Source organism: Psychrobacter pygoscelis (genome assembly GCF_004335015.1).
In the GTDB taxonomy this organism is placed as follows: Bacteria; Pseudomonadota; Gammaproteobacteria; order Pseudomonadales; family Moraxellaceae; genus Psychrobacter; species Psychrobacter pygoscelis.
In genome coordinates, this window is record NZ_RQRU01000004.1 from 1 (window position 1) to 22,393 (window position 22,393).

The following is a 22,393-nucleotide window of genomic DNA, read 5'->3' on the forward strand; positions in this document are numbered from 1 at the left end:
CTTATATCTGACTGAGATAGGACACTTCTTATGCCCCCTAGCTTTAAGCTCGCCACCCTAACGTTGGCTGTGAATGCCGCTCTGATCACTCCCGTTGCCGCTCAAGCTGCCGATGAAGACCTTCCTTCAGTGACACTTCCTACCATTACGGTGACTGCCGAAACAGAGATTGAGACCGCCGATGGGCCTGTTCAAGGTATCGCTGCTAGTAGAGTTAGCTCTACCACAGGTTTTGATGAGTCAATCCTCAAGTCAACACAATCGGTGACGGTAGTCGGTCAGCAAGAGATGGAAACGATTGGTACAAACGATATGGAGGATGCGCTAGGTTACGTTTCTGGTATTACTGCTTGGCAACCTAGTGATAAAGCTTCAACTTCATATGTAATAAGAGGTTTTAGGAATTTCCAGAATTATTATCAAGATGGGCAGCGAATTCTAGCGAATTCTTTTGATGGTCCTTTTGAAACATACGGGCTTGAACGGGTTGAGGTTATCAAAGGTCCCAATTCCTTATTAAATGGTGCTATGCCGCCAGGCGGTACTATTAATAACATTACTAAGAAGCCGTATTTTGCAGATGGATACGAGGTTAATGCGGAAATAGGTAGCTTTAATCGTAAACAAATATCAGCTGACATTAATCAGAAATTAACTGATGATATTGCTGTACGGTTAGTAGGTGTTTACAAAAATAGTGACTCTTTTGTTAATTACGTTCCAGATGATGCAATATATATTGCGCCATCATTAACTTGGCAACCATCAGATGCTACTCAATTAACACTACAAGCTGATTATCACCAAATTAATACGAAATATATTACCTTTTTGCCAGCTGTAGGAACGCTTGATACACAATATGGCAAGATAGATAGAGAAAGTTTTGTTGGTGGGCCGATAGTAGGGAAAAGCAGGATATAGATAGATTTTATCAAATGATCGGTAAAGATTCTAAATACGAAAATTTTCTAAACTCAGACCATTTTCAAATTTTAAAATCATCTGAGTTTATAGAAGATTTCAATCTAAATTTGGGCTTAGATTAATAGAACAAGTACAACACTAGATAGTATCAAGGAGTAGTTAGGAGATTTAAGATATAACCGTTTTTTAACCGCTTATTATTCTTACTGAACTAAACTTCATCATCGCTGATATGAGTAAAGTCATAAGTTCTAGATATAAATATCTACGAAATAAAATATTGAATGTAGGACTAATACTAGTCAGTCAACTCTGCTAGACAGTGGTTTTATTTTAAACCTTGGGTTGTTGCTGTTTTACTATAATTTCAGATTTGGGATAGTGCGTAAGATTCATCTATATAATTAATTATAAAGGCTGATATTAAGTATGATATGCCATGATTAAAACAAAAAATCGTATATTAATAGTTGTGAGCTCACTGTTAATTATAAGTATATGTTTACTAGCTGATTATATTACTCACAGTCAATTGAGTTCATTGCGCCCAAAGACAATGGATATTAAAGTATACTCCCCCGAAAGGGGAATAGTAGCGACTATGACTAGTTTGGGTTATCCGCCATATGCTATCAGTGATAAAAAATTATATTCTAGATCAGTAACCAAACCTGAACTACCTGAAAATATCATAGACTTAGGTAGTAAAGTACCACCAAATAATGAAGCGATGTCTCAAATAAAACTAGACTTTATCTTGGATACTGATTTTTATACCTACAATAGGGATCTTTATAGTCCAGATATTCCTTTACGTACAATTGATTTCGGACAAAATGTCGATAATATTGGTAAATTACCTAAATGGTCTAAATATGTGGAAGCTTTAAGAACAATTGGTCGAAATATTAATAAAGAAGAAAAAGCAAATATATATATAGAAACAAGTTATAACAGAATCATAGAGGCAGGAAAAAATGTCCAAAAGTATCTAGGAAAAAATAGAAAAATAATAGTTATCAATCTTAGGGATACTAGAGAAATAGAGGTCGTAACATTAAATAACCCTATAGCGCTGACTGCGAAAATGATGGGTTTAGAGCTTATTTCAGTTGGAAAGGCAAAGCAATACGGCTACGCTTCTGTACCCATACATACATTGTATGAGTTACCTGATAATGTTTGCTTGATAATTAAAGAACCGATTGTAGAAATGACTAAACGAGACATAGTTAATAGTATTATTTGGCAACAATCTCCTTTCTTTCGTCCTGAAGCTTGCATATATAAAATAGAACCAGTATGGACTAGAGGTGGTATGCAATCAATGTTGACATTTGCAGAAAATTTAGAAGACGCAGTTACTATAGGAAATATAAATGAACTTAGTTATGAGTATGTTACCCAAGTAGAAGGTAAAAAATGACATCGCGTTTGCCCAAAAATTACCTATTTATTGTTCTATTTAGCTTGGCTACGATACTTTCATGGATGTATCTGATCCATCTAAAATGGCAGTGGTCACTAATTGATTTATTGGCTCAACCTACTCAACTAACGCCTAAAGCTATAATCATCCAATTAATTCTAATAGCTCAATCTGGTGTAGCTTTTTTAAGCGGGGGGTTACTTGCAGTCGTTAGTATATTGCTTCAGCAGATAGTTAAAAATAACCTTGCCTCTGATAGTACTCTTGCTGTAAGTAGTGGTGCTTTATTTTTTATAGTATTAGCGATGTTGTTTTTTCCCAGTTGGGCGATTTATGGTAGCTTTTGGATAGCTTTTATCGGAGCGTTAATAACATTAGGATTGGTAGTGCTTATTGCTTTACCAAGCAAACTAGATCCGTTAGTGTTGATAATTGCAGGCTTTGTGGTTGGTATCTTGGCTAATTCTTGCATTAATTTATTAATGATGTTTAATCCTGAGTATTTTAGTACGCTAACTCTATGGAGTAGTGGCTTATTATATCAAGTTAGTTGGCAACCACTACTACATCTATTTTTAATTACTATAGTTAGCTTACCAATATTAATGCTGCTTGAAAAGCCATTAATGCTGATGTCGTTAGATGATGGGCAGGCTACTAGATTAGGATTGTCTGTTCAATGGCTTCGTACTAGCATGTTTATCCTATGCGCTATATTAACTGCGATGGTAGTGAGTAAAGTTGGCCTCATTGGTTTTGTTGGTTTAGGAGCAGCAACCATAATTAATGCAATGCAAGTACAGAATATTCGCCATAGATTACTATTAGGGTTCCTGTTTGGTGGATTATTACTTTGGCTTACTAATAATTTTCTTAATATTTTAACTCACTATTTGCCTCTATCATTCCCATTGCCTGCAGGAGTTCTTACCAGCCTTCTAGGCGCTCCTCTAATTATATGGTTGATACTTAAACAACGTAAACAGATTAATAATCAAGAAACTTATGATATTGAATTTAGACGTAAAGATATAGACTTGTGGAGCTATATATTTTTATTAATATTATTATTTACACTGACATTAGTATTTGTACAAACGATTCATGGTTGGCAGTTCTCATTTAATCTTGAGCATCTTAAGCAGTTTCGACTAGGACGCAGTTTAGGTGCTGCTTCCTCGGGTGTTATTTTAGCTATTGCAGGTGTAGTACTGCAACAGATGACTCGCAATCCCATGGCTAGTCCAGAAGTATTAGGTATAAGCTCAGTAGCTTCTATTTCAATGGTACTAGCATTTATATTAATTACTGATTTACCAATAATAGGGGTGCTTGGTTTCGGCGTATTAGGTAGTGCTATTTGTTTAATAACTATTTTATGGTTAATGAGTAAAGTACATAATAGTTATCTATTGCTTATAGGTATTGCAATTGGAGCACTATCGGCACCATTTAGTTTAATAATAGCTTTCAGTAATGACTCAAAGTTACAGGCTATTCTAAGTTGGTTATCGGGTACTACTTATCATATTTTACCGCAAGTCGCGTATATTTTATTAATTTTGGCAGTATTAACTTATTTGATAAGCTTTTTAACTATCAAGCCATTAAAGCTATTAAGTTTAACTGAACCCGTAGCACGTGGTTTAGGGTTATCTGTGAAAGCTAATATAGCAGGACTTCTAGTCTTCATCGCAGTGTTAAGCACTATAGCTACTGTCACTATAGGACCACTAAGTTTTGTTGGGTTGATGATTCCCCATATTGCACGAACTTTAGGTGCAGTAACAGTAGAAAAACAACTGTCCTTATCTGCGCTATTAGGAGCCTTATTCATGCTTTCAGCAGATTGGATAGGACGCTATGCGATATTTCCTTATGAAATACCTGCAGGCATTTTGGCCTCAGTAATCGGCGGTGTTTACTTCTTAATTATGATGCGTAAGTTTAAATAAAACTCTATATTCACAAATCAATAAATAATAAGGAATAATACCGATGCACGTTATGGCGAAGCTTAATAGCATTAAATCTGCTGGTTTAAATATTGTTAGTAATGCTCTATTTACTAGTTATGTTGACCAGAAGCGTACTATGCTTAGCAGTGAGGACGCTTTTGAGAAAGAGGAAATTTTAGACTATCTAAGTAACTACCGATTTGAGCTCATGCATGTCTTAAAATCATTTACTACAGTGCAATTCAATGAGCAAGCTTGGCCAATTGTAGATGACATATTTGAACAAGGCTTAGAGGTGCGTTATTTACCACATAACATTTCATACGAGCAAGCCGAATCTATACAAAAGACTATATCCGTTGATAATTTAAAACAGCATAAAGATAGTAAAATTGTTTTTGTACCATTTCGAATCCAAGGTGCTTCACTAAAAGATCGTGTATATTATTTATTCTATGAAGCTTTGATAAAAGAAGATGAACTATCCGTTCTCCAACCATCAAAGGTTGTTAGATATTATTTTGAAGTAACTGGAACACGTTATATCACTAAAAACATGCTACGGCTTTATATCAAAAGTGAGGTAAGTATTCCTGCTAACGACCCAGGGTTTGCCTATCGTTTTGTTTTAACCACATTAAACTATCAAAAGGGTGACCGCAATAGTGAAAAAGACGAATTCCTCGTTTGTAACCTACCTAAAAAAATTTTTCAACAACTAAAGCCGAAGGTGGAAGAATTACCCTTTGGTACTAAGCTTATTGAAATAGCTAAAAAACAGTCTTCAATAGTATTCATTGAAGTATTAAAGCGTCTACCAGAGTCTAAACGTGACAAGCTTGAAGCTCAAGTTGCAGGATCAAACAAAGGTCGCTATTACACTTTAAGGCAATTGTACAAGCCACAACTAAGTACGGCAGACAGTACACTAAAGGGTGAGGTAGATATCTACACTCATGAAGATAGTCCTGGAAGTAAGTGGGCTAGGTCGCTAAAAGCTGGCAGTATCATTTACGCTGATAGCGACTATGAAGAATCTATTAAAACTATGATAATTGGACAGCCACTATTAATCTGTGATGAGACCTCTATGCCGGCAGTTGCGGCAATGCTCGAACGTTGGCAAAGCCAGACTGTGCCTATAGTGATTAGTATTACCAATGAAAATACTGACTTTAGCTATTTCGATGAGATGCTATTGCCAAAGTTACTACAAAATAATCTGGATATTATCTATATTAATGCTAGTCAAACCAATAATCTGGCGCAAGCGGTCATTGATCAAATTAAGGCGCAGAATAAAAAAATCGACTGTGCTTGGGGAGCTATAGGAAAAAATGATTGCAAACCTATTAAAAAGTATCTTAATGAAGAACATGGATTAAAAGGTAAATTTAATCGAGTACGAGCTTATTGGAACTAAAGGCATTAAAACACAGTAGCTCATTCTTTTGCATGTCTCACAAATAGTCTTTTGTAGTATCAAAATAAAATAGCCTATCTGTTATAGATGAGCTATTTTATTAATTCTTAAGTTTTCTTGCCTTAACTGACTAGTATTACTTTATAGAAGTAGGCTTTGTTTGTTTTCTTCGGACGGAGTAAAAGTGGTTACTTACCACTTATAATTCACAGTAACACCTACAGTACGTGGGTCTCCTAAATTATAAGTATTTGGTCGGTAGCGATATCCTATCGTATCTTGAATATATGTTTTATCAAGAAGGTTGTTCACCTGTATGAAAGCCCCCCAACTATCTGCTTCATATCCGGCTTTGAGGTTTACTAACGTATAATCATCTATCTTGTTCGTATTGGCTAAATCGCTCCAAGCTTCGCCTTGATGAGTAGCCGTTAATCCAGCAAACCAACTATTAGTACGGTAAGTAGCACCTATACTGGCCGTTATATCTCTAGCTTCTGTAAACTCTTTGCCACTATAGTCTGTCTCATTACTGACAAATTCATCAAATTCTGTTTTTACATAACCTACCCCTCCAGTTAGTTCAATTTTAGGTGTTACTTTATAACCAGTTTCTATTTCTGCACCATATAAATGAGACTCACCAGCATTCATTACAAAATAATCGCCTGGTAGTCCTGTTTCTCCATTTACAGATACTTGTTGGTCTTTCCAATCAGTATAAAAGATATTACCAGTTAATGAAAAGCCATTATTATTGCGGGCACGCAGTGAAAACTCGTAATTATCTGTATATTCTTCATCATATTCTTGACTTGACTGTGTGACAACATTCGCTGATATACCCCCAGGACGATAGCCACGTTGATAGACAAACCCTGTATTTAAGCTATCAGTCCAAGCATAATCAATACCAAGCTTTGGTAGCCAGACAGTTTGAGAATTACTGTCATCAAAGTCTCCACCTATTTGATTGATAACACCCTCCACTACTTGATCAACGGGTGTAATTCCAGTACCTTGAACCAATCTAGCAGTTGGGTCTGATAAGGTATCTCGCTTATCATAATCAAAACGCAGACCCCCAATCAATGTCACTTTAGGTGTAATGTGATAATCTACATTCGTAAAAGCAGCGTAATTAGTATATTCCTCGACATTATATGTAATGTAGTCAGCGGTAATTTTATAACCTTGGATATTGTAAGGCAGTTCTAAGGTGCTTAAAGAGTTCTTAAAGTCCCCTTGTGTTGCATATAACCCAAAAACAGCCTCAATATCATCAGCATTATCGTAGTTAAACAATAATTCCTGTGACCAGTTATTTGAACTACGATCATTGTTATAAGCTGCATCACCATTGTTACCATCATAATCGCTCTGACGTTCAAAAGTTAAATCCTGGTAGCCCGTAGTTGAAGTTAATGACCAATCATCAGATATTCGATCATGATATTTAAGGCTAACATTAGTTACATCAGTATTAAAATAAACAGGTATATTATCTGTATTTATACGCTCGTCAGGAGATATGCTAGTACGAATACCATCTCGATCATGATTCACATCTGATACGGTCAACATAACTTTGCTATCATTATCAATAAAGTAAAGCAACTTACCACGAACGCTGATCGCTGTTTGACTATTCCAGTCGTCCTTATTAAATGTAATATTGGTAGTATGCCCATCAGTATGTTTGCGCTCAGCACTGATACGGTAAGCTAGGTTTTCGGTGATTGCACCTGTATTTGCAACGGCAACTTGATAAGTGTTATCAGTACCATAACCCAATTGTAGGTTACTACTTTGAGTAAATTCAGGATCTTTACTACTTACTACAATAGCACCCGCTAAAGCATTCCGTCCTGATGTTGTTGATTGCGGACCTCGTAGAATCTCTACTTGTTCTAAATCCCATGTAGATAGTAGCCCTGGCATATTTGCCATATAATTTTGAGCAACGCCATCAACTACGACACTAAAAGTGTCTGCTACACCACCACCGACACCACCGCGTGAAATACCACGAATAGAAAAATTTGTTTCTGCATTTATATTAACATTCGGAGCTTTGTTCAAAATACCTGAGACATCATCTAGTGTCGGGTCATCCTGCATTTGATCAGCAGTCGTGATGTTGACACTGTCTAGTGTTTCCTGTGCAGTGCGGTTGATTTTACCAGCGGTAACGACAATAGCGTCAAGTTTTACCATTGGAATTTTTTCATACTCAAGGGGTTTATTTATTTCTGCATGGAGGTGTTGACTTATACAGAGAGTTAATATGGATAATGTGAATTTACGATAAGCTTGCATAGTTGCTCCAATGTTATAATTTTTAGTTGATGATTAAACAAAGTTTATTTGGTTAATTTATTGAAAATAAAAACAGAATTTTTAACTTCATAATAATTTTTACTAATACTGTTTACAGATTTTAACATTATAATTTAATTAATGATAATGATTATTAAAATTATTATTATTTTATATCGGCTGCTATATATAGTACTGATATTGCGTTATAGTTAGTTGTGTGCTTTAACCCAAAAGTCGTAAAGTATTGTTTTCGGGGCTGTCCTAGGTAACTAGCTTAAACCCTATTTAACCGATTGTTTTAACTGCAATAATTGTGACTTTGGGTCACTGTGATTAAAACGCCACTCACATTCCTTTAAATATAGATGAAAATGCTCTTTTGGAACACCGTTAAATTTACGTAAATGACGCTTTGCTTGGTTCCAGAAGTTCTCTATACCGTTTATATGATTCTTATCATTAACAAAGGTTTTTGAGTGGTTAATACGATAATGAGTAAATTCACTGACATCTAATGCTTTGTAGCTTTTAAATGAGTCAGTGTAGACAATGCTATCAGGTACTACTTTTTCTCTGATAATCGGGATTAAAGTATCTGCTTTAGCATTCGGTATAATACAGGCGTAAACCTTGCCATTACTCTTTAATAGACCAAAGACGGGTACTTTATACTACTAGCATCTCATCCTCGTTTGCCTTTACGAGCTCCGCCAAAGTAGGATTCGTCTACTTCGATTTCTCCTTCGAATAGACCATGTTCTTGGCAGTTCTCATAAGTTAGCAGTGGTAATCTATGAAAGTAATAGCTGGCTGTGGTTTTATTGACACTAACTAAACTTGCTGCTGTTCTTGCTGTAGAGCCTGCAACAAATAGTTCAATAAGCCTGTTTTGTTTATACCAACTTAACCTCTTTTTCATTAGAGAAGATTATTAACTGTCCATTTATTGTAGGAATGAATGATCCTCTTTATTTAATAATCGGTGATCATTTAGTTAAGAATATCCACAGCTCCTTATTTTTATCAATAACACAAAAAATTCATTAGACCTCTTGCAAAAGCAGCACCGGCTTTTAAAATACCTGACATATTCATAACTCACTAAGAACCATGCCAAACATAGACAAACTACTCAAATAAAGTAATGTAGGTTTTAAACGCTACACTGGTATGCATAAAGCAAACTTGCAAGAGATGCTTGAAGTAATGCAGCAGTACGAGTCTCAAAAGTCCAAATCAGGTATGCCAGTGCGCTTAGTTTAGAGGAGTAGATACTATTAGCGTGAATATCGAACGCTTTAGTAATTTTGTAGGTTGGTGTCATTTTTATAGTCGGGGTTTTCGTGCGTGGGCACGTTTTGAGTACCAAATGGGCATCACGCTAGACACACAGTTTTTATTATTTAGTTATATTAAATATAAAAGAATTTAAAAATTAACTTTATACTCGTAAATTCCTAATTTTAGACAAAAAAAAGCCTCACTATGAAGTGAGGCTTTTTAAATATTTGGAGCGGGATAAGAGATTCGAACTCTCGACCCCAACCTTGGCAAGGTTATGCTCTACCACTGAGCTAATCCCGCTAATTACAACGATTGCTGTATCGCTGTGGGGTCGTATTATACGTGATTATATTTACCTGTCAACTTTTTTTTCAAAAAAATTGCAAATATTGGTATTTACTACTCAGTAATCTTTGGAATACACGTTATAACTGTTATTTTATAATGAGAAGTTATACTAAAACTTGAGCAGCAAACAGTCTGACAATGTACAAACAATACGGTTAAGTGGACTAAGCTAATCCGTAGCTAATATCGAATAAGCAAAAATCATTATTCATAAAAAATTATAAGGAGAAGGTAATGACAGATAATAGTTATACGATTGCAGATTACTTGTTTGAGCGTGTCGCTGAGGCAGGGGCTAGTGAGGTATTCGGCGTGCCGGGTGATTTTAACCTACCGTTTTTAGACAATATCATTGCCTCTGATAAGCTGCGCTGGGTCGGCAATACCAATGAGCTAAATGCCGGTTACGCTGCGGATGGTTATGCTCGTGAGCGCGGCTTTGCAGCAATGGTTACCACTTTTGGAGTGGGGGAGCTGTCAGCTATTAATGCAATTGCTGGATCTTACGCGGAGTATGCACCAGTACTGCATATCGTTGGGGCGCCGTCTATTGAAGCGCAAGACTCTAAGCGGCGCATTCATCATACCTTAGGCGATGGCATGTTTAACCATTTTATAAAAATAGTAGAGCCAGTGACGGTCGCCTGTGCACATATCACACCTGAAAACGCTGCTTCTGAGATAGATCGAGTGATTCGGATGATCCTCAAAAAGCATCGCCCCGGTTATTTATCATTATCTCCTGATGTGGCCAGATTGCCTATATATCCACCTTCAACCAAGCTGTTAGATGGTACTGAAGATATCACTAGTCAAGCAGCACTGGCAGGATTCAAGCAGGCTTTGACGGAGTTTATCCCTGGTAAGACCACTACTTTAATGGCGGATTTAATGGTACATCGTATGGGGCTGCAACCGCAGCTAAAAGCGCTAATTGCGGATACCGATATACCCTATGCCACGCTATCTTGGGGTAAGACGTTGCTTGATGAGCACAGCGAGCGCTGGGCCGGTATCTATGCTGGAGTTGCCTCTAGGCCCGTCGTCAAAGATGCGGTCGAAAACTGCGATTGCCTGATTAAAATTGGGGTTAATTATACTGATACGACCACCGCAGGATTTAGTCAAAATATTGATGAATCTAAAGTGGTAGATATTCATTATGAGCGCTCCACTGTCGGTGGCAAGACCTTTGCTCCGCTAGCATTAAAAGACGCCCTACAAGCGCTACACGATGTGCTTACTTCAGGTATTGAGGTTACTCCCAAGCCTATTGATCAAGTAGAAGCTTATGAGCAAAAAGGAGCCGATGACGAGCAGCTGCGACAAGACGACCTTTGGCACATCATCGCAGACAGTCTAGATGATCGTAAACTAATATTTGCGGAGCAAGGTACTTCATATTTTGGTATGAGCGACGTGCGCTTACCGATAGGTGTGACATTCTATGGTCAGCCACTATGGGGTTCCATTGGCTATACCTTGCCAGCAAGTTTGGGTGCGGGCATCGCTTCACCGCATAAGCGTAGTGTACTGCTCATCGGTGATGGTTCAGCATTATTGACTATTCAAGATATAGCAGTGATGATCCGTGAAAAGCTCAATCCAGTTATATTTTTGATTAATAACGACGGCTATAGTGTTGAGCGTGCTATCCATGGTGAGAATCAGCCTTATAACGACATTCCAAACTGTAATTGGCAGATCATGCCGCAAGCATTTGGCGCGACTGAGGATAATTGCGTAATACTTAAGGTAGCCACACCTGCTGAATTGAAAGAAGCATTAAATACGGTTCAGAATATTGAAGATAAGATGGTATTTGTCGAGGTAGTAACCAATAAGCACGACTATCCACCACTGCTTAAGGACATCGCTGCCGCTCTTAAGCCTAAAGGTGCGTGATTTAATAGCTATTAGCTAATTTTACAGTCAGAATTCCCCGAATCATTGGAGCTAAAGTAGCCGTGTTGATTCGGGTTTTTTGGTATTTATTACGGCACAGTTAGTGTTTTTTGACCAAGAAGTCGAAGCTTTATAGTTAAACTACCGTAAATGTGCAACAAAGTGACTGGGAGCAGCTTGCAATCACGATGGTGTTACGCTCCTAACCACAGGCAAAGGTAAGCAGCTGATAGTCGCCGGTATGTTCATTGAACCACTGCGTTCTCTTTACCCTGATAACGAGCCGCTTGTAGCCTTGATACGTTAATGCTGATAAAGGCATTGGTAAAAGGTAAACAATAAAATTAAGGTGATAAAAAACCCTGTTACACCAATAATGTAACAGGGCTGAATATGGTGGGCCCAGACAGACTTGAACTGTCGACCTGCCGATTATGAGTCGGATGCTCTAACCAACTGAGCTATGGGCCCATGTAGTAGACGGATTATGATACCTGAATTTGTAAATTATTCAAGTAAAAATCACCTAAAGTCATTAACAATTTCCAGCCAATGTTAGGCTGCGTCCGCCATCTACCGTAATAATATGCCCCGTAACGTAGTCAGCAGTCGCCAGATATAAGACACATTGGGCGATGTCTTTAGGGCGGCCGATACGTTGTAAAGGTATGGAGTTAATAATAGCGTCCTGAATCTGAGGGGCGATAGTCTGGTCACTGTCAGGCTCTGGCAGTATATTCACTCCCGGCGCGACGCCATTCACTCGGACATCAGGCGCTAATTCGAGTGCCAAAGACTGCACCATAGATCGGTGTGCGGCTTTGGCCATATTGTAGACCGAATAATTAGGAAAGGGTCTGTCATGTGCATGGATATCTAGCAAGCTTATGATATTGCCCTGCTGCTCGATAAGATAGGGCAACAGTGACTGAGAGAGAAGCAACGGGGCTTTGGCATTGGTTAAGAAGAGCTCTTGCCACTGAGCGGCGGAGATATCGCCAATAGGTGAGGGATAAAATCGTGAAGCGTTATGTACTAGCACATCGAGTCGGCCAAATTGGGCTATGACTTGCTCAGTAAATCTGGCTAATGCACAAGGGTCATTGACGATGTCCAAATCTGCTTGGATAAGAGCGGCGCTGTACGGACGTTGACGGTTTAATGTCTCGGCAAGAGCAGCCGCTGCTTGCTTGCTATGGTGATAATGGATAATAACCCGGTAGCCTGCCGCGTGAGCACTGCAAACAATAGCTGCGCCAATACGTTTAGCGCTCCCTGTTACTAACATAACGGCCGCAGTGTCAGCGCTTAGAGGCTCAGAGCGCAGTGTATCTGAGAATGGCAGATTCTCAGGATTTGGTTTTTGATGGGTTGTTGTTGGCTCATACATGGGTTTAATCGCTGATTTAGGTTTTTCTTTAGGCTTTATCGACATAAAGGCTCCAAAGCTAAGCGTTTCAAGAGATTATTGTGGTACTAAGGCAGTCATTGACTATAAAGTATAGTTAATCCATTTTATAGTTGACACAAAGTCGCTGGTATAAATCTCCCCCTGCCTCAGGCGTTTCATGACTTCTAGCCAGTAAATCTATACCAGCTACTCTTTTACGTCGCAGTTTTAAATAGGATTAACTATATTAAAGGCTAACGTGGTTTGATTTGCGCAAATGATCAATCCGTGCTTGCGTCAGTGCCTCGCCGATGGCTGCACCTTTGAGGGTAGGGTCGATATCTTGCATGTTAATCGCGTGATAGCTACTGAGTGCCTGCATTATCTGGATATGTTGGCGTGCTAGGCGCAAGACTTGGGCTGTCACTAACAGCTGTGAGAGCTTGTCAGGTTGCTTATGAGCACCGCAGGATTGAACAAGCTCTATCTGCTGCGCCGCAGACAGGCTTTCTATATTATTCAAGTGGCTTGCCTGTAGCATAAAGAGGGTAGCGAACTGGGTCTGAGCTTTAGGCACTTTTGCTGTATTGCCAATCTGTGCAATGGCTTGCGTAGCAGCAGGCTTACCATTAGCCTTGTTGTCTGTAGTAGGCTCAGTGATTGGCTCAGATGTAAATAGTGTGCGATCTAGACTGGCCATTAATAATGCCCAGCGTTGAGATAAGTTTAGCTGCATCTGACCCGCGAAGTAGAGAGCGGATTGGATAATTTCTCTTGAATAACTGTCTTGCCATGCGTCATCTAGCGCTGAGAAATAGCTTGCAAGAGCCCCAATATGATAGAGCTGCTGCCAATAGACGTGCGGTGAGGTCTGCATCATCGCTCGACTTGACTCTTGCCAAACTCGCTCAGCACTCAAATGATTAAGCTCGCCTGAGTCTACCAGCTGACGCATAAGCTGTTGAGTTTCATCACAAATAGTAAAGCCTTCATCAAAATAGCGGCTATAGAATCGCGCAACTCTCAGTACTCTTAGTGGGTCTTCGCTAAAGGCTGATGAGATGTGTCGCAGCTGCCTATGGGCAATATCCTGAAGACCGCCATAAGGATCGACCACCTCACCGCTGAGTGGGGTGTCATCAAATAGGCCTTTAACTTCTATTGCCATGGCATTAATGGTTAGATCGCGGCGCTGTAAGTCATCTTCTAAAGTGACATCGGGACTGGCATGAATATGAAAGCCTTGATAGCCATGCCCTGATTTTCGCTCTGTTCGTGCTAGAGCATATTCTTGTTTACTGGTCGGGTGCAAAAACACTGGAAAGTCTGCTCCGACTTGCAAAAATCCTGCGGCCAACATCGCTTCTGGCGTAGCACCAACGACGACGAAGTCTTTATCTTTTATTGGTCGACCCAAAAGCTGATCACGTACCGCGCCACCCACCAGATAAACCTGCATATCAATATCCTAAAGTCAGTCAAAATTAAAAAACCCGACCATTCTTAGAGAGAATGATCGGGTTTTAGTATAACAGACAAGCAAAAGCTTCAGAGCAGTCACCCCAAGCTTTTGCCCGGGATGATTAAGACTTGTTAGCTGCTTCTAAGTCTTGCGCTTCAGTTACTGCAAGAGCCGTCATATTGACCACACGGCGTGCTGTCGCAGAAGGGGTCAAGATATGGACAGGCTTATTAGCACCTAATAATATAGGACCAATTGAGGCGCTATTGGTCGCGGTTTTTAGCAGATTGAAAGCAATGTTAGCCGCATCTAAAGTCGGTAGAATTAACAAGTTTGCAGCGCCTTTTAGGGTACTAGAAGGCAGGTCGTCATAGCGGATGCGCTCGCTGAGTGCAGCATCACCATGCATCTCACCATCAAATTCAAAGTCAACTTGCATCTGCGTCAATAACTCATGCACCTGACGCATTTTCACCGCGCTGGCTTTATCTGAAGTGCCAAAGTTAGAATGCGAGACTAGCGCTACGCGTGGAGTAATACCGAACCGACGTAATTGAGCTGCTGCTAGGACGGTCATTTCGGCTAATTGCTCAGCGCTTGGGTCTTCGTGGATGTAAGTATCGGCAATAAAGATATTGCGGTCTTGCATCAAGATGGCATTCATAGCATAGAAGTCTTTTACGCCCTCCATCTTGCCAATGACGTTTTTGACGTACTGTAGATGCAAGGAGTAATAACTAAACGTACCACAGATCATACCGTCGGCATCGCCTTTTTCGACCAATAGCGCACCGATTAGTGTGGTCTTACGGCGCACATCGCGACGAGCAAGCTCAATACTGACACCGCGGCGCTTATTACGCTCGTAGTAGAACTGCCAGTAGTCTTTATAGCGTGGATCATCGTCTGGGTTGACGATGTCAATATTCTCACCATTTTTTAGACGTAAGCCCAAAGTGGCGATATTGGCTTCAACGACTGACGGACGACCGACTAGAATAGGATGAGCTAGCCCTTCATCGACGACGACTTGGACAGCCAATAAGACGTTTTGATCTTCACCTTCACAATAGACGATACGCTTCGGATCAGCTTTAGCCTTAGCAAATATTGGCTTCATAACAAAGGCAGAGTTATAGACAAACTCAGATAATTGCTGACGATAAGCATCCATATCAGCTATTGGCAAGGTCGCGACACCAGAGTCCATCGCTGCTTGAGCTACCGCAGAGGCAATCTCAATGATTAGATTTGGCTCTAGCGGCCCTGGAATCAGATAGTCGCGGCCGAAGCTCTTCATGCTCTCAAGGCTTCTGACATTCTTAGTCGGGTGCTGCTCGACGTGGGCCATAGCGGCAATGGCTTTAACACAAGCCACTTTCATCTCTTCGTTAACCGTGGTAGCACCCACGTCTAACGCTCCGCGGAAGATGTATGGGAAACATAAGGCATTATTGACTTGGTTTGGATAGTCAGAGCGTCCCGTCGCCATAATAACGTCTGGTCGGGCAGCGTGCGCTATTTCAGGCATAATCTCAGGAGTAGGGTTGGCTAAGGCAAAGATAATAGGGTCTTTTGCCATTCTAAGTACCATATCGGCCGTCAAGACACCAGGCATAGACAAACCTAAGAACACATCGGCGTCATCTATAACATCGTCAATAGTCGTAGAGACGGTATCACGCGCATAGCGGCGTTTAGTATCATCTAAATTTTCACGGTTATTCGAGATAATACCGCGCGAGTCAGAGACAAAGATATTGTCTTTATTGACGCCAAGAGCGCAAACAAGATCTAGACATGAGATAGCAGCAGCACCAGCGCCTGAGCAGACGATTTTGATGTCTGCAATGTCTTTTCCGGTAATTAATAACGCATTTAATAGGGCAGCGCCGACAATGATAGAAGTACCATGTTGGTCATCATGGAATACTGGGATATTCATGCGCTCGCGTAGTTCTCGCTCAATCTTAAAGCACTCTGGCGCTTTAATATCCTCTAAGTTAATGCCGCCAAAAGTAGGCTCTAATGCTGCTACCGCTTCAATGAATTTATCGGGATCATTTTGAGCAACTTCGATATCAAAGACATCAATACCAGCAAATTTCTTGAACAATACTCCTTTACCTTCCATAACAGGCTTCGAAGCTAGTGGGCCAATATTACCCAGACCTAATACGGCTGTCCCGTTGGTAATAACACCCACCAAATTATTGCGAGCTGTATATTTGGCCGCCGCAGTAGGGTCTTTTTCAATCTCTAAACACGGCACTGCTACACCTGGTGAGTACGCAAGCGCTAAATCACGTTGGTTGGCTAGTTGCTTGGTAGGGGTGACTGAGATTTTACCGGGGCGCGGATGCGCATGGTAATGAAGGGCGGCTTGCTCGAACTGTTCTTGATCCATTTTTGAGGTGTCCTTTGAGGGGGTGGTGTTGCTATCATCAATCATATAGAAGTGCCATTGTTCGAAAATTTATCAATAAGGTTTACCGCAGCACATATATTAGTATTGCATTATCTTTAGCTAGTTAATGACTGAATACTAGTGATTGCCGCGAAATTTATACATCATTCAGTAGAAAACTAAGTCCGAAAAGGGGTAACAAAGCTATTGGTAAAGTATTTTAGCATCATTAATATTTCACTGACCAGTCGAGGACCCATAAAAGGCTAAAATTAAGTTATTTTAGGTTATTTATAGTTACCTTGGCTTAACTCAAGCTTGCTAAGCTGCAATTGTCGCTAAATAGACACTAATAGCTAATATAAAATGTCTTCGCAAACTAGGCTCTAAGCTAGGCTCTATTTTTCTACTATTCTGCAAGAGTTCGCTTATCCTCCAGCATATCTATTATTCTGCAACATGTGCTTAAGAGGAGCAACTAATAGGCAACATGGGCGCGCCGGGTTCGGGTGCTGTGGTGTCGGAAGGTAAAGCGATAGTCTGGACGCTGTAAGGCTGCGTTAACAGCTTATATAAGCGATCAACTTCAGTAAAATCCCCCAATTCGCCCTGATCTATAGCGCGCTGAGCCATAGAGTTGCGTAAGATATAAACTGGGTTTTCTTTTTGCATGATCTCTAATGCAGTTTTCAGAGAGTTGGTAAGGTTATCGTCATTTGCATGAATGTGCGCCAAATAGCGCTTTTTCCAGTCTTGCCAATTTGCCACGGCTGCACCGCTGAGTTCGGACTCTAAAGTCGCGAGTAGCTGTTGATCATGACGGTTAGTCTGTTCAAGACGGTTATCGTATTTTTGCCTATTATCAATATCTGTAGCATTAGAGCCATCATCAGTGTCGGCTTCATTATTGGCATTATTGGTGGCATTGTTGTCTAACATTGAGGATATCAGCCCACTCAAAGCTCGGAAACTATTGGTGTAGTCGAGCTTATGGTCTTCAAGTAAGCTGAGCCAGTCAAAGGCTATCGCTAAACTATCGCGTGAATAGGGTAGGCCAAGCTTACGACATAAGCCTTGTTGGTAGTGTGTCATGAATGCTGACTCGTAAGGGGCGAGGCATTCGGCTAAAGTATCTCGGTCTAGGGTAGGCAAGCGCATAAAATGAGGCAGCCAGATATTGAGGTTCCAATGACCGATGGCCGGCTGGTTTTGATAGCTATAGCGACCGGTATGGTCTGAGTGGTTGTTGATCCACGCTGGATCAAAGCGCTCCATAAAGCCAAATGGCCCGAAGTCGAGAGTGCGACCAGTTATCGATAGATTATCAGTATTCATGACGCCATGAGCAAAGCCAATCAACTGCCAGTCGGCAATCATCTTCGCGGTACGCGTGACCACCGCAGTCAAAAATGCAGCGATAGGGTTGGTCTCATTGCGACACTCCGGATAATAGGTATCGAGCATATAGTCAGTGAATTCTGCCAATAGATCAGGCGCAAAACTAGCAATCCACTCCACATGTCCTAAGCGAACATGGCAATCTGCCACTCGCATTAGCGCTGCACCTTGCTCCATACGCTCACGGCGTACAGGGGTGTCGGATACCACGAAGCCCAGTGCATTTGAGGAAGCAATACCCAACTGATTCAGCGCATGACCACAGAGGTACTCACGAATCGTACTGCGTAGCACCGCTCGGCCATCCCCCATCCGTGAATACGGCGTTAGTCCGCTGCCTTTGAGATGTAGATCATTAAGCTTGCCCTGCTTGTCAATGACTTGGGCCATCAAGAGACCACGGCCGTCACCGAGCTGACCTGCCCATTGACCAAACTGATGCCCGGCATAAGCCATAGCGAGTGGCTCGAATGCTTCTGGGACATAGTGACCACCTAAGATATCCACCCAGCGCGTCGTCAATGTGTCATCATCGCACCAACCCAAACGCTCCGCAACTTGCAAATTGAAATGGCCGGCTTTTGGGTTATCAAGCGGCGTAGGCGGCTGACGATTAAAAAGCCTAGGGTCTAGGCAGACATAGCTGTTTTGATATTTCATAGTTTTGTGCCACGGGCAGTAGGGGTGTAAAAAAAGACAAAGCCAAGGAGTAATTGTAAATCAAGGCTAATCACTCTATCACAGTGTAGCCCATTTTAAGAGTACTGCCTTAGGGTTTCGGTAAGTAGATGACTAATGAGCGGTTGGTTAAGCTAAGCGAGAATTGTGACAGTAGCTAATATTGCTAATTATAAGAATTAACTTGGGGAACTAAAAATAAAAAAACCCCTTATTCACTAGAATAAAGGGTAGGAGAAACCAATTAAAATAACTTACTGAGCTGCTCGGTAGCCGATATGTTTAAAGGCTTTACGAAGGTTGTCATTGTGAGCCAAGATTTTCTTTTCAATCCTAGCGTATTCATGCTTAAGTACGTCGTCAACTTCATGTAAACGGTCAGCAAATTCGTTCTTTTTCATCTCAATAGCTTTGGCTTTGAGCGCTTGCCATTCCTCTACAGTCTCGGTAAAGGCATCGTATTCAAACTTAATACGATCTTTGAATTGATGCATTTTTTGACCGATATCGAGGGGATTCTGTGGCAACTTATCAATATGCGACTGAGCTTCTTTAAACTGCATATTTACTTCAGCATGTTTAATCGTCAAGTCATCGACTGTACGTAGATCACTAGCCAGACCAAGCTTAGATAAAGCTAAGATTGTCCATTTAGTTGGGTCATACTGCCACCATTTTACGCCATTTCGGAAGTCATACTGGAAGAAGTGATGATAGTTATGATAACCCTCGCCCCAAGTAAAGATAGCCAGTAAGAAGTTATCACGTGCCGTGTTGGTATCGGTATAAGGTCGGCTTCCATACATGTGGCATAAAGAGTTAATGAAGAAGGTAAAGTGATGGGTTAATACTAGACGTAGTAGTCCTGCAAGTACCAAAGTCCCCCAAACGTCACCGACAAGCCAACCTACAGCGCTGACAATACCAATATTCGCCGCTAATACCCATAAGCCATAGTACTTGTGCTGAATCTGAAGTACTTTATCTTTGGTTAAGTCAGGAATATTTTTGTAGTCAAACTTACCACTGGGATATTCACGAAGCATCCAACCAATATGGCTAAACCAAAAACCGCGTTTGGCAGAATACGGGTCTTCCATTGGATCGTCGACATAACGGTGATGAATACGGTGACCGGCACACCAGTCAAAGGCAGAACCCTGAACGGCAAGCGTAGCCCCCACTAAGAAGAAATTGCGAACCAAAGGATGGGCTTTATAAGCACGGTGTGCCATAAGACGATGATAGCCGGTAGTGATACTAAGGCCTGTCCATACCATAAAGGCACCAAATACTCCCCACACAGGCGCACTGACTTTATGAGTCATTAAATACCATGGGGTAATAATGGCGGCAGCAAGCGGCGTCGAGATGAGTACCGCAGCCGGAATCCAATTAATAGGCGCATGCTTAAACTGCCATTCTTTGACTTCAGTATCTGACAAGTCTGGAGCAGTTTTTGCAGCGACATCAGACGATATCTTTGCCTCTAAGCGAGGTACATTTGCCGCTGCAGACTGGGCAGAATTAGCGACATTATCAGCTGTGTTGTTCAACTGAGACTTCAGCTGCAAGGCTTTTGCTCCTGCGACCTCAATCAATGAAGATGAAGCTTGCATGGCAGCGCGGAGGCTTTTAAGTGGCAAATTAATCACAAGTTTCGCTAACATAAGCGTTCCTAAGTAGACTACGTATTATGTCTTTATGATACGCTAATCATTGATAAAAGTGAACGGTTATACACTAAAAAATAGTGACGCAAGAATCATTACTACAGTATGTCTGGATGTATAATTTTTGCTTATTTAATAAAGCTTAAATAAATAGAGTCATTAGCATAAAATACTTAATATTATGCGAGGTTATAGGGAAGTAATAAATGCAGTAGGATAATCGGTGATTAGCGTATCAACCCCAAGTTTTCTGAGCCTTCTAGCCTCATCAACATCGTTGACAGTCCACGCGCTAACGGAGAGATCTAAGCGGTGACAGCGTCGCATTAATACAGCATCAATTAGGGGATAATAGATGCCTACCTGGCTACAGCCCAGTCGTCTTGCAATATGACCCAGATCAGCCATCATGGCTGGATTTTCGCTCAAGAGTCCGCGTGGAATGGCGGACAGTTTACGGTTGAGCGGTAATAAGGCTAATAACTGCTGATCGAAGCTGGTTAGTACTATCGGCAGCTGCGCTATCTGACTACCAATAAGACTATCTTCAAGTGCACGCAGCAGAGCGGAGTAGTTGGTCCGCTCATGAGTCTTAACCTCAAGCTCGATATGCTCAAAGCTCATCATCGCCTGATAGATGCTCGATGGAAGATAGCTCGCTGCTGCATTAGGAGTGAGCGGGTTCGGTTGAAGTGGGTAGGTCAAGAGGTCATTAAGGGCGAAGATAGATTGACCTTGAATACGAACTCGGCGAATCTCTGCAAGCGTCAATTGATCTACTCGGGACTGATGCCCTGCCAATCTGACTAGCGAATCATCGTGAAATATGACCAGCTGACCATCAGCACTTAATTGAACGTCAAATTCAATACCAGAGAGACCATACGCTTGCAGGTGACAGACGTGGGTGATGGCTGCTGGCATGTTTTCTGTCATTTCAGCTCGAGCGCCGCGATGACCCAATAGGAGAGGAGCGGATCGTTTGTTGATACCGCCTTGCTGATGTTTGACGAGGTTATAATTATCCATTGTTGCCATGTAATTTATCCAGAGTAGGTGCTATAAAGAGGTGTTATGTTAGGCCAAACTTGGGTGCAGATCTTGCTAAACGTCTTGGTCATTTTTTAAACGTATTGATGCTTTTTGCAGAGGTCAATAGAATAGTTGTAATTACTGGTATCAAGCCAAAAAGTTAATAATGAACAAGGCTATAAAACCTCGTATAATAACGAAATTTTATGACAGTAAAATATCAACAAAGGCAGTATTTTTTGTCCTATCAGTAGGCGTATAAATTGGCACAATAGGATTAGCAGTCCTTGTCTTTTAGGGTAATCGAATAAACTCTTATCATTTGTTTAGACAATAAAATCACTATTGATAAAGTAAAGATATAGAGTCAATTTTTGAGAATCCGGCGTTTAGAGGTATTGAGTTGGTTTTAGTAAGCCAATTTTGTTCTATCTACTATTGAGTCAGATTGAACTATCAGTGATACGAGTAATTTCGGACATAATACGGGTATAGATTTTTCTTGCTTGCTGCGAGTACGCTGGCAGAGGCTACAAAAATTCATCCCAGCATCACTACACTCTTTTTAAATTGAACTCACTATAGCGTCACTAAGTACCTTCTTAGCGTACTAGGGCTAGCTCTAGTGCATCTGCTATAGGTATAGCTGCAATTAAAAGAAGCTGATTGGCGCGGCTACTATAAAAATAGCTGCTATCTGCACTTGTATACTCGGTACTGACATAACATTAGCTTATCTAATTAAAGCTAAGCCAAG

12 protein-coding genes, 2 tRNA genes and 1 pseudogene are annotated in these 22,393 nt (G+C 40.8%); 5 read left to right on the forward strand and 10 right to left on the reverse strand.

The window, feature by feature from the left end; genetic code table 11:
• Window positions 1-30 precede the first annotated feature (30 nt).
• From EGV92_RS09840 to EGV92_RS09855, 4 genes are all read left to right on the forward strand, one after another.
• Window positions 31-924 (forward strand): TonB-dependent siderophore receptor, encoded by an 894-nt coding sequence (locus tag EGV92_RS09840; RefSeq protein ID WP_131669100.1) that lies wholly within the window; start codon window positions 31-33, stop codon window positions 922-924.
• A 442-nt stretch (window positions 925-1,366) separates the two neighbouring features.
• Window positions 1,367-2,353 carry a TroA family protein gene (locus EGV92_RS09845; RefSeq protein WP_131669101.1) on the forward strand — a complete coding sequence of 329 codons (987 nt, stop codon included), beginning with the start codon at window positions 1,367-1,369 and terminating at the stop codon, window positions 2,351-2,353.
• On the forward strand, window positions 2,350-4,311 hold the full coding sequence (gene fhuB, locus EGV92_RS09850; protein WP_131669102.1) for a Fe(3+)-hydroxamate ABC transporter permease FhuB: 1,962 nt from the start codon (window positions 2,350-2,352) through the stop codon (window positions 4,309-4,311). Before EGV92_RS09845 ends, fhuB begins: the two co-directional genes overlap by 4 nt.
• A 43-nt stretch (window positions 4,312-4,354) precedes the next feature.
• Window positions 4,355-5,737, forward strand: coding sequence for an SIP domain-containing protein (locus tag EGV92_RS09855; protein ID WP_131669103.1), 1,383 nt, complete (start codon window positions 4,355-4,357; stop codon window positions 5,735-5,737).
• A gap of 192 nt (window positions 5,738-5,929) precedes the next feature.
• On the opposite strand, the gene EGV92_RS09860 is transcribed toward EGV92_RS09855, so the two are convergent.
• From EGV92_RS09860 to EGV92_RS09870, 3 genes and pseudogenes are all read right to left on the reverse strand, one after another.
• Window positions 5,930-8,056 carry a TonB-dependent receptor gene (locus EGV92_RS09860; RefSeq protein ID WP_131669104.1) on the reverse strand — a complete coding sequence of 709 codons (2,127 nt, stop codon included), beginning with the start codon at window positions 8,054-8,056 and terminating at the stop codon, window positions 5,930-5,932.
• Window positions 8,057-8,340: 284 nt separating this feature from the next.
• Window positions 8,341-8,978 (reverse strand): annotated as a pseudogene (locus tag EGV92_RS09865) (IS1595 family transposase).
• A gap of 590 nt (window positions 8,979-9,568) precedes the next feature.
• Window positions 9,569-9,643: transfer RNA gene (locus EGV92_RS09870), tRNA-Gly, on the reverse strand.
• 282 nt (window positions 9,644-9,925) lie between these two features.
• Here EGV92_RS09870 and EGV92_RS09875 point away from each other — a divergent pair.
• Window positions 9,926-11,596: an alpha-keto acid decarboxylase family protein gene (locus tag EGV92_RS09875; RefSeq protein WP_131669105.1), complete on the forward strand. Its 1,671-nt coding sequence runs from the start codon at window positions 9,926-9,928 to the stop codon at window positions 11,594-11,596.
• Between the two features lie 394 nt (window positions 11,597-11,990).
• Here the strand turns inward: EGV92_RS09875 and EGV92_RS09880 are convergent.
• From EGV92_RS09880 to EGV92_RS09910, 7 genes are all read right to left on the reverse strand, one after another.
• Window positions 11,991-12,067, reverse strand: a tRNA-Ile gene (locus EGV92_RS09880).
• A 64-nt stretch (window positions 12,068-12,131) separates the two neighbouring features.
• On the reverse strand, window positions 12,132-13,031 hold the full coding sequence (locus EGV92_RS09885; protein WP_278248258.1) for a pteridine reductase: 900 nt from the start codon (window positions 13,029-13,031) through the stop codon (window positions 12,132-12,134).
• A 202-nt stretch (window positions 13,032-13,233) separates the two neighbouring features.
• On the reverse strand, window positions 13,234-14,445 hold the full coding sequence (locus tag EGV92_RS09890) for a tRNA nucleotidyltransferase/poly(A) polymerase-related protein (RefSeq protein WP_131669106.1): 1,212 nt from the start codon (window positions 14,443-14,445) through the stop codon (window positions 13,234-13,236).
• 124 nt (window positions 14,446-14,569) lie between these two features.
• On the reverse strand, window positions 14,570-16,900 hold the full coding sequence (locus EGV92_RS09895) for an NADP-dependent malic enzyme (RefSeq protein ID WP_278248259.1): 2,331 nt from the start codon (window positions 16,898-16,900) through the stop codon (window positions 14,570-14,572).
• Between the two features lie 420 nt (window positions 16,901-17,320).
• Window positions 17,321-18,913, reverse strand: coding sequence for a protein adenylyltransferase SelO (locus EGV92_RS09900; protein ID WP_131669107.1), 1,593 nt, complete (start codon window positions 18,911-18,913; stop codon window positions 17,321-17,323).
• A gap of 272 nt (window positions 18,914-19,185) precedes the next feature.
• Window positions 19,186-20,601 (reverse strand): fatty acid desaturase, encoded by a 1,416-nt coding sequence (locus EGV92_RS09905; protein WP_131669108.1) that lies wholly within the window; start codon window positions 20,599-20,601, stop codon window positions 19,186-19,188.
• Window positions 20,602-20,793: 192 nt separating this feature from the next.
• Complete coding sequence (locus EGV92_RS09910; RefSeq protein WP_242678688.1) at window positions 20,794-21,642, reverse strand: glycerophosphodiester phosphodiesterase; 849 nt, start codon at window positions 21,640-21,642, stop codon at window positions 20,794-20,796.
• Window positions 21,643-22,393 lie beyond the last annotated feature (751 nt).

What these genes read in the sequence shown, in the direction of transcription:
- EGV92_RS09875 (WP_131669105.1), top strand. Translation starts at nt 9,926, where the DNA reads ATGACAGATAATAGTTATACGATTGCAGATTACTTGTTTGAGCGTGTC.
- EGV92_RS09860 (WP_131669104.1), bottom strand. Translation starts at nt 8,056, where the DNA reads ATGCAAGCTTATCGTAAATTCACATTATCCATATTAACTCTCTGTATA.
- EGV92_RS09845 (WP_131669101.1), top strand. Translation starts at nt 1,367, where the DNA reads ATGATTAAAACAAAAAATCGTATATTAATAGTTGTGAGCTCACTGTTA.
- EGV92_RS09905 (WP_131669108.1), bottom strand. Translation starts at nt 20,601, where the DNA reads ATGTTAGCGAAACTTGTGATTAATTTGCCACTTAAAAGCCTCCGCGCT.
- EGV92_RS09840 (WP_131669100.1), top strand. Translation starts at nt 31, where the DNA reads ATGCCCCCTAGCTTTAAGCTCGCCACCCTAACGTTGGCTGTGAATGCC.
- EGV92_RS09890 (WP_131669106.1), bottom strand. Translation starts at nt 14,445, where the DNA reads ATGCAGGTTTATCTGGTGGGTGGCGCGGTACGTGATCAGCTTTTGGGT.
- EGV92_RS09900 (WP_131669107.1), bottom strand. Translation starts at nt 18,913, where the DNA reads ATGAAATATCAAAACAGCTATGTCTGCCTAGACCCTAGGCTTTTTAAT.
- fhuB (WP_131669102.1), top strand. Translation starts at nt 2,350, where the DNA reads ATGACATCGCGTTTGCCCAAAAATTACCTATTTATTGTTCTATTTAGC.
- EGV92_RS09895 (WP_278248259.1), bottom strand. Translation starts at nt 16,900, where the DNA reads ATGATTGATGATAGCAACACCACCCCCTCAAAGGACACCTCAAAAATG.
- EGV92_RS09885 (WP_278248258.1), bottom strand. Translation starts at nt 13,031, where the DNA reads ATGTCGATAAAGCCTAAAGAAAAACCTAAATCAGCGATTAAACCCATG.
- EGV92_RS09910 (WP_242678688.1), bottom strand. Translation starts at nt 21,642, where the DNA reads ATGGCAACAATGGATAATTATAACCTCGTCAAACATCAGCAAGGCGGT.
- EGV92_RS09855 (WP_131669103.1), top strand. Translation starts at nt 4,355, where the DNA reads ATGCACGTTATGGCGAAGCTTAATAGCATTAAATCTGCTGGTTTAAAT.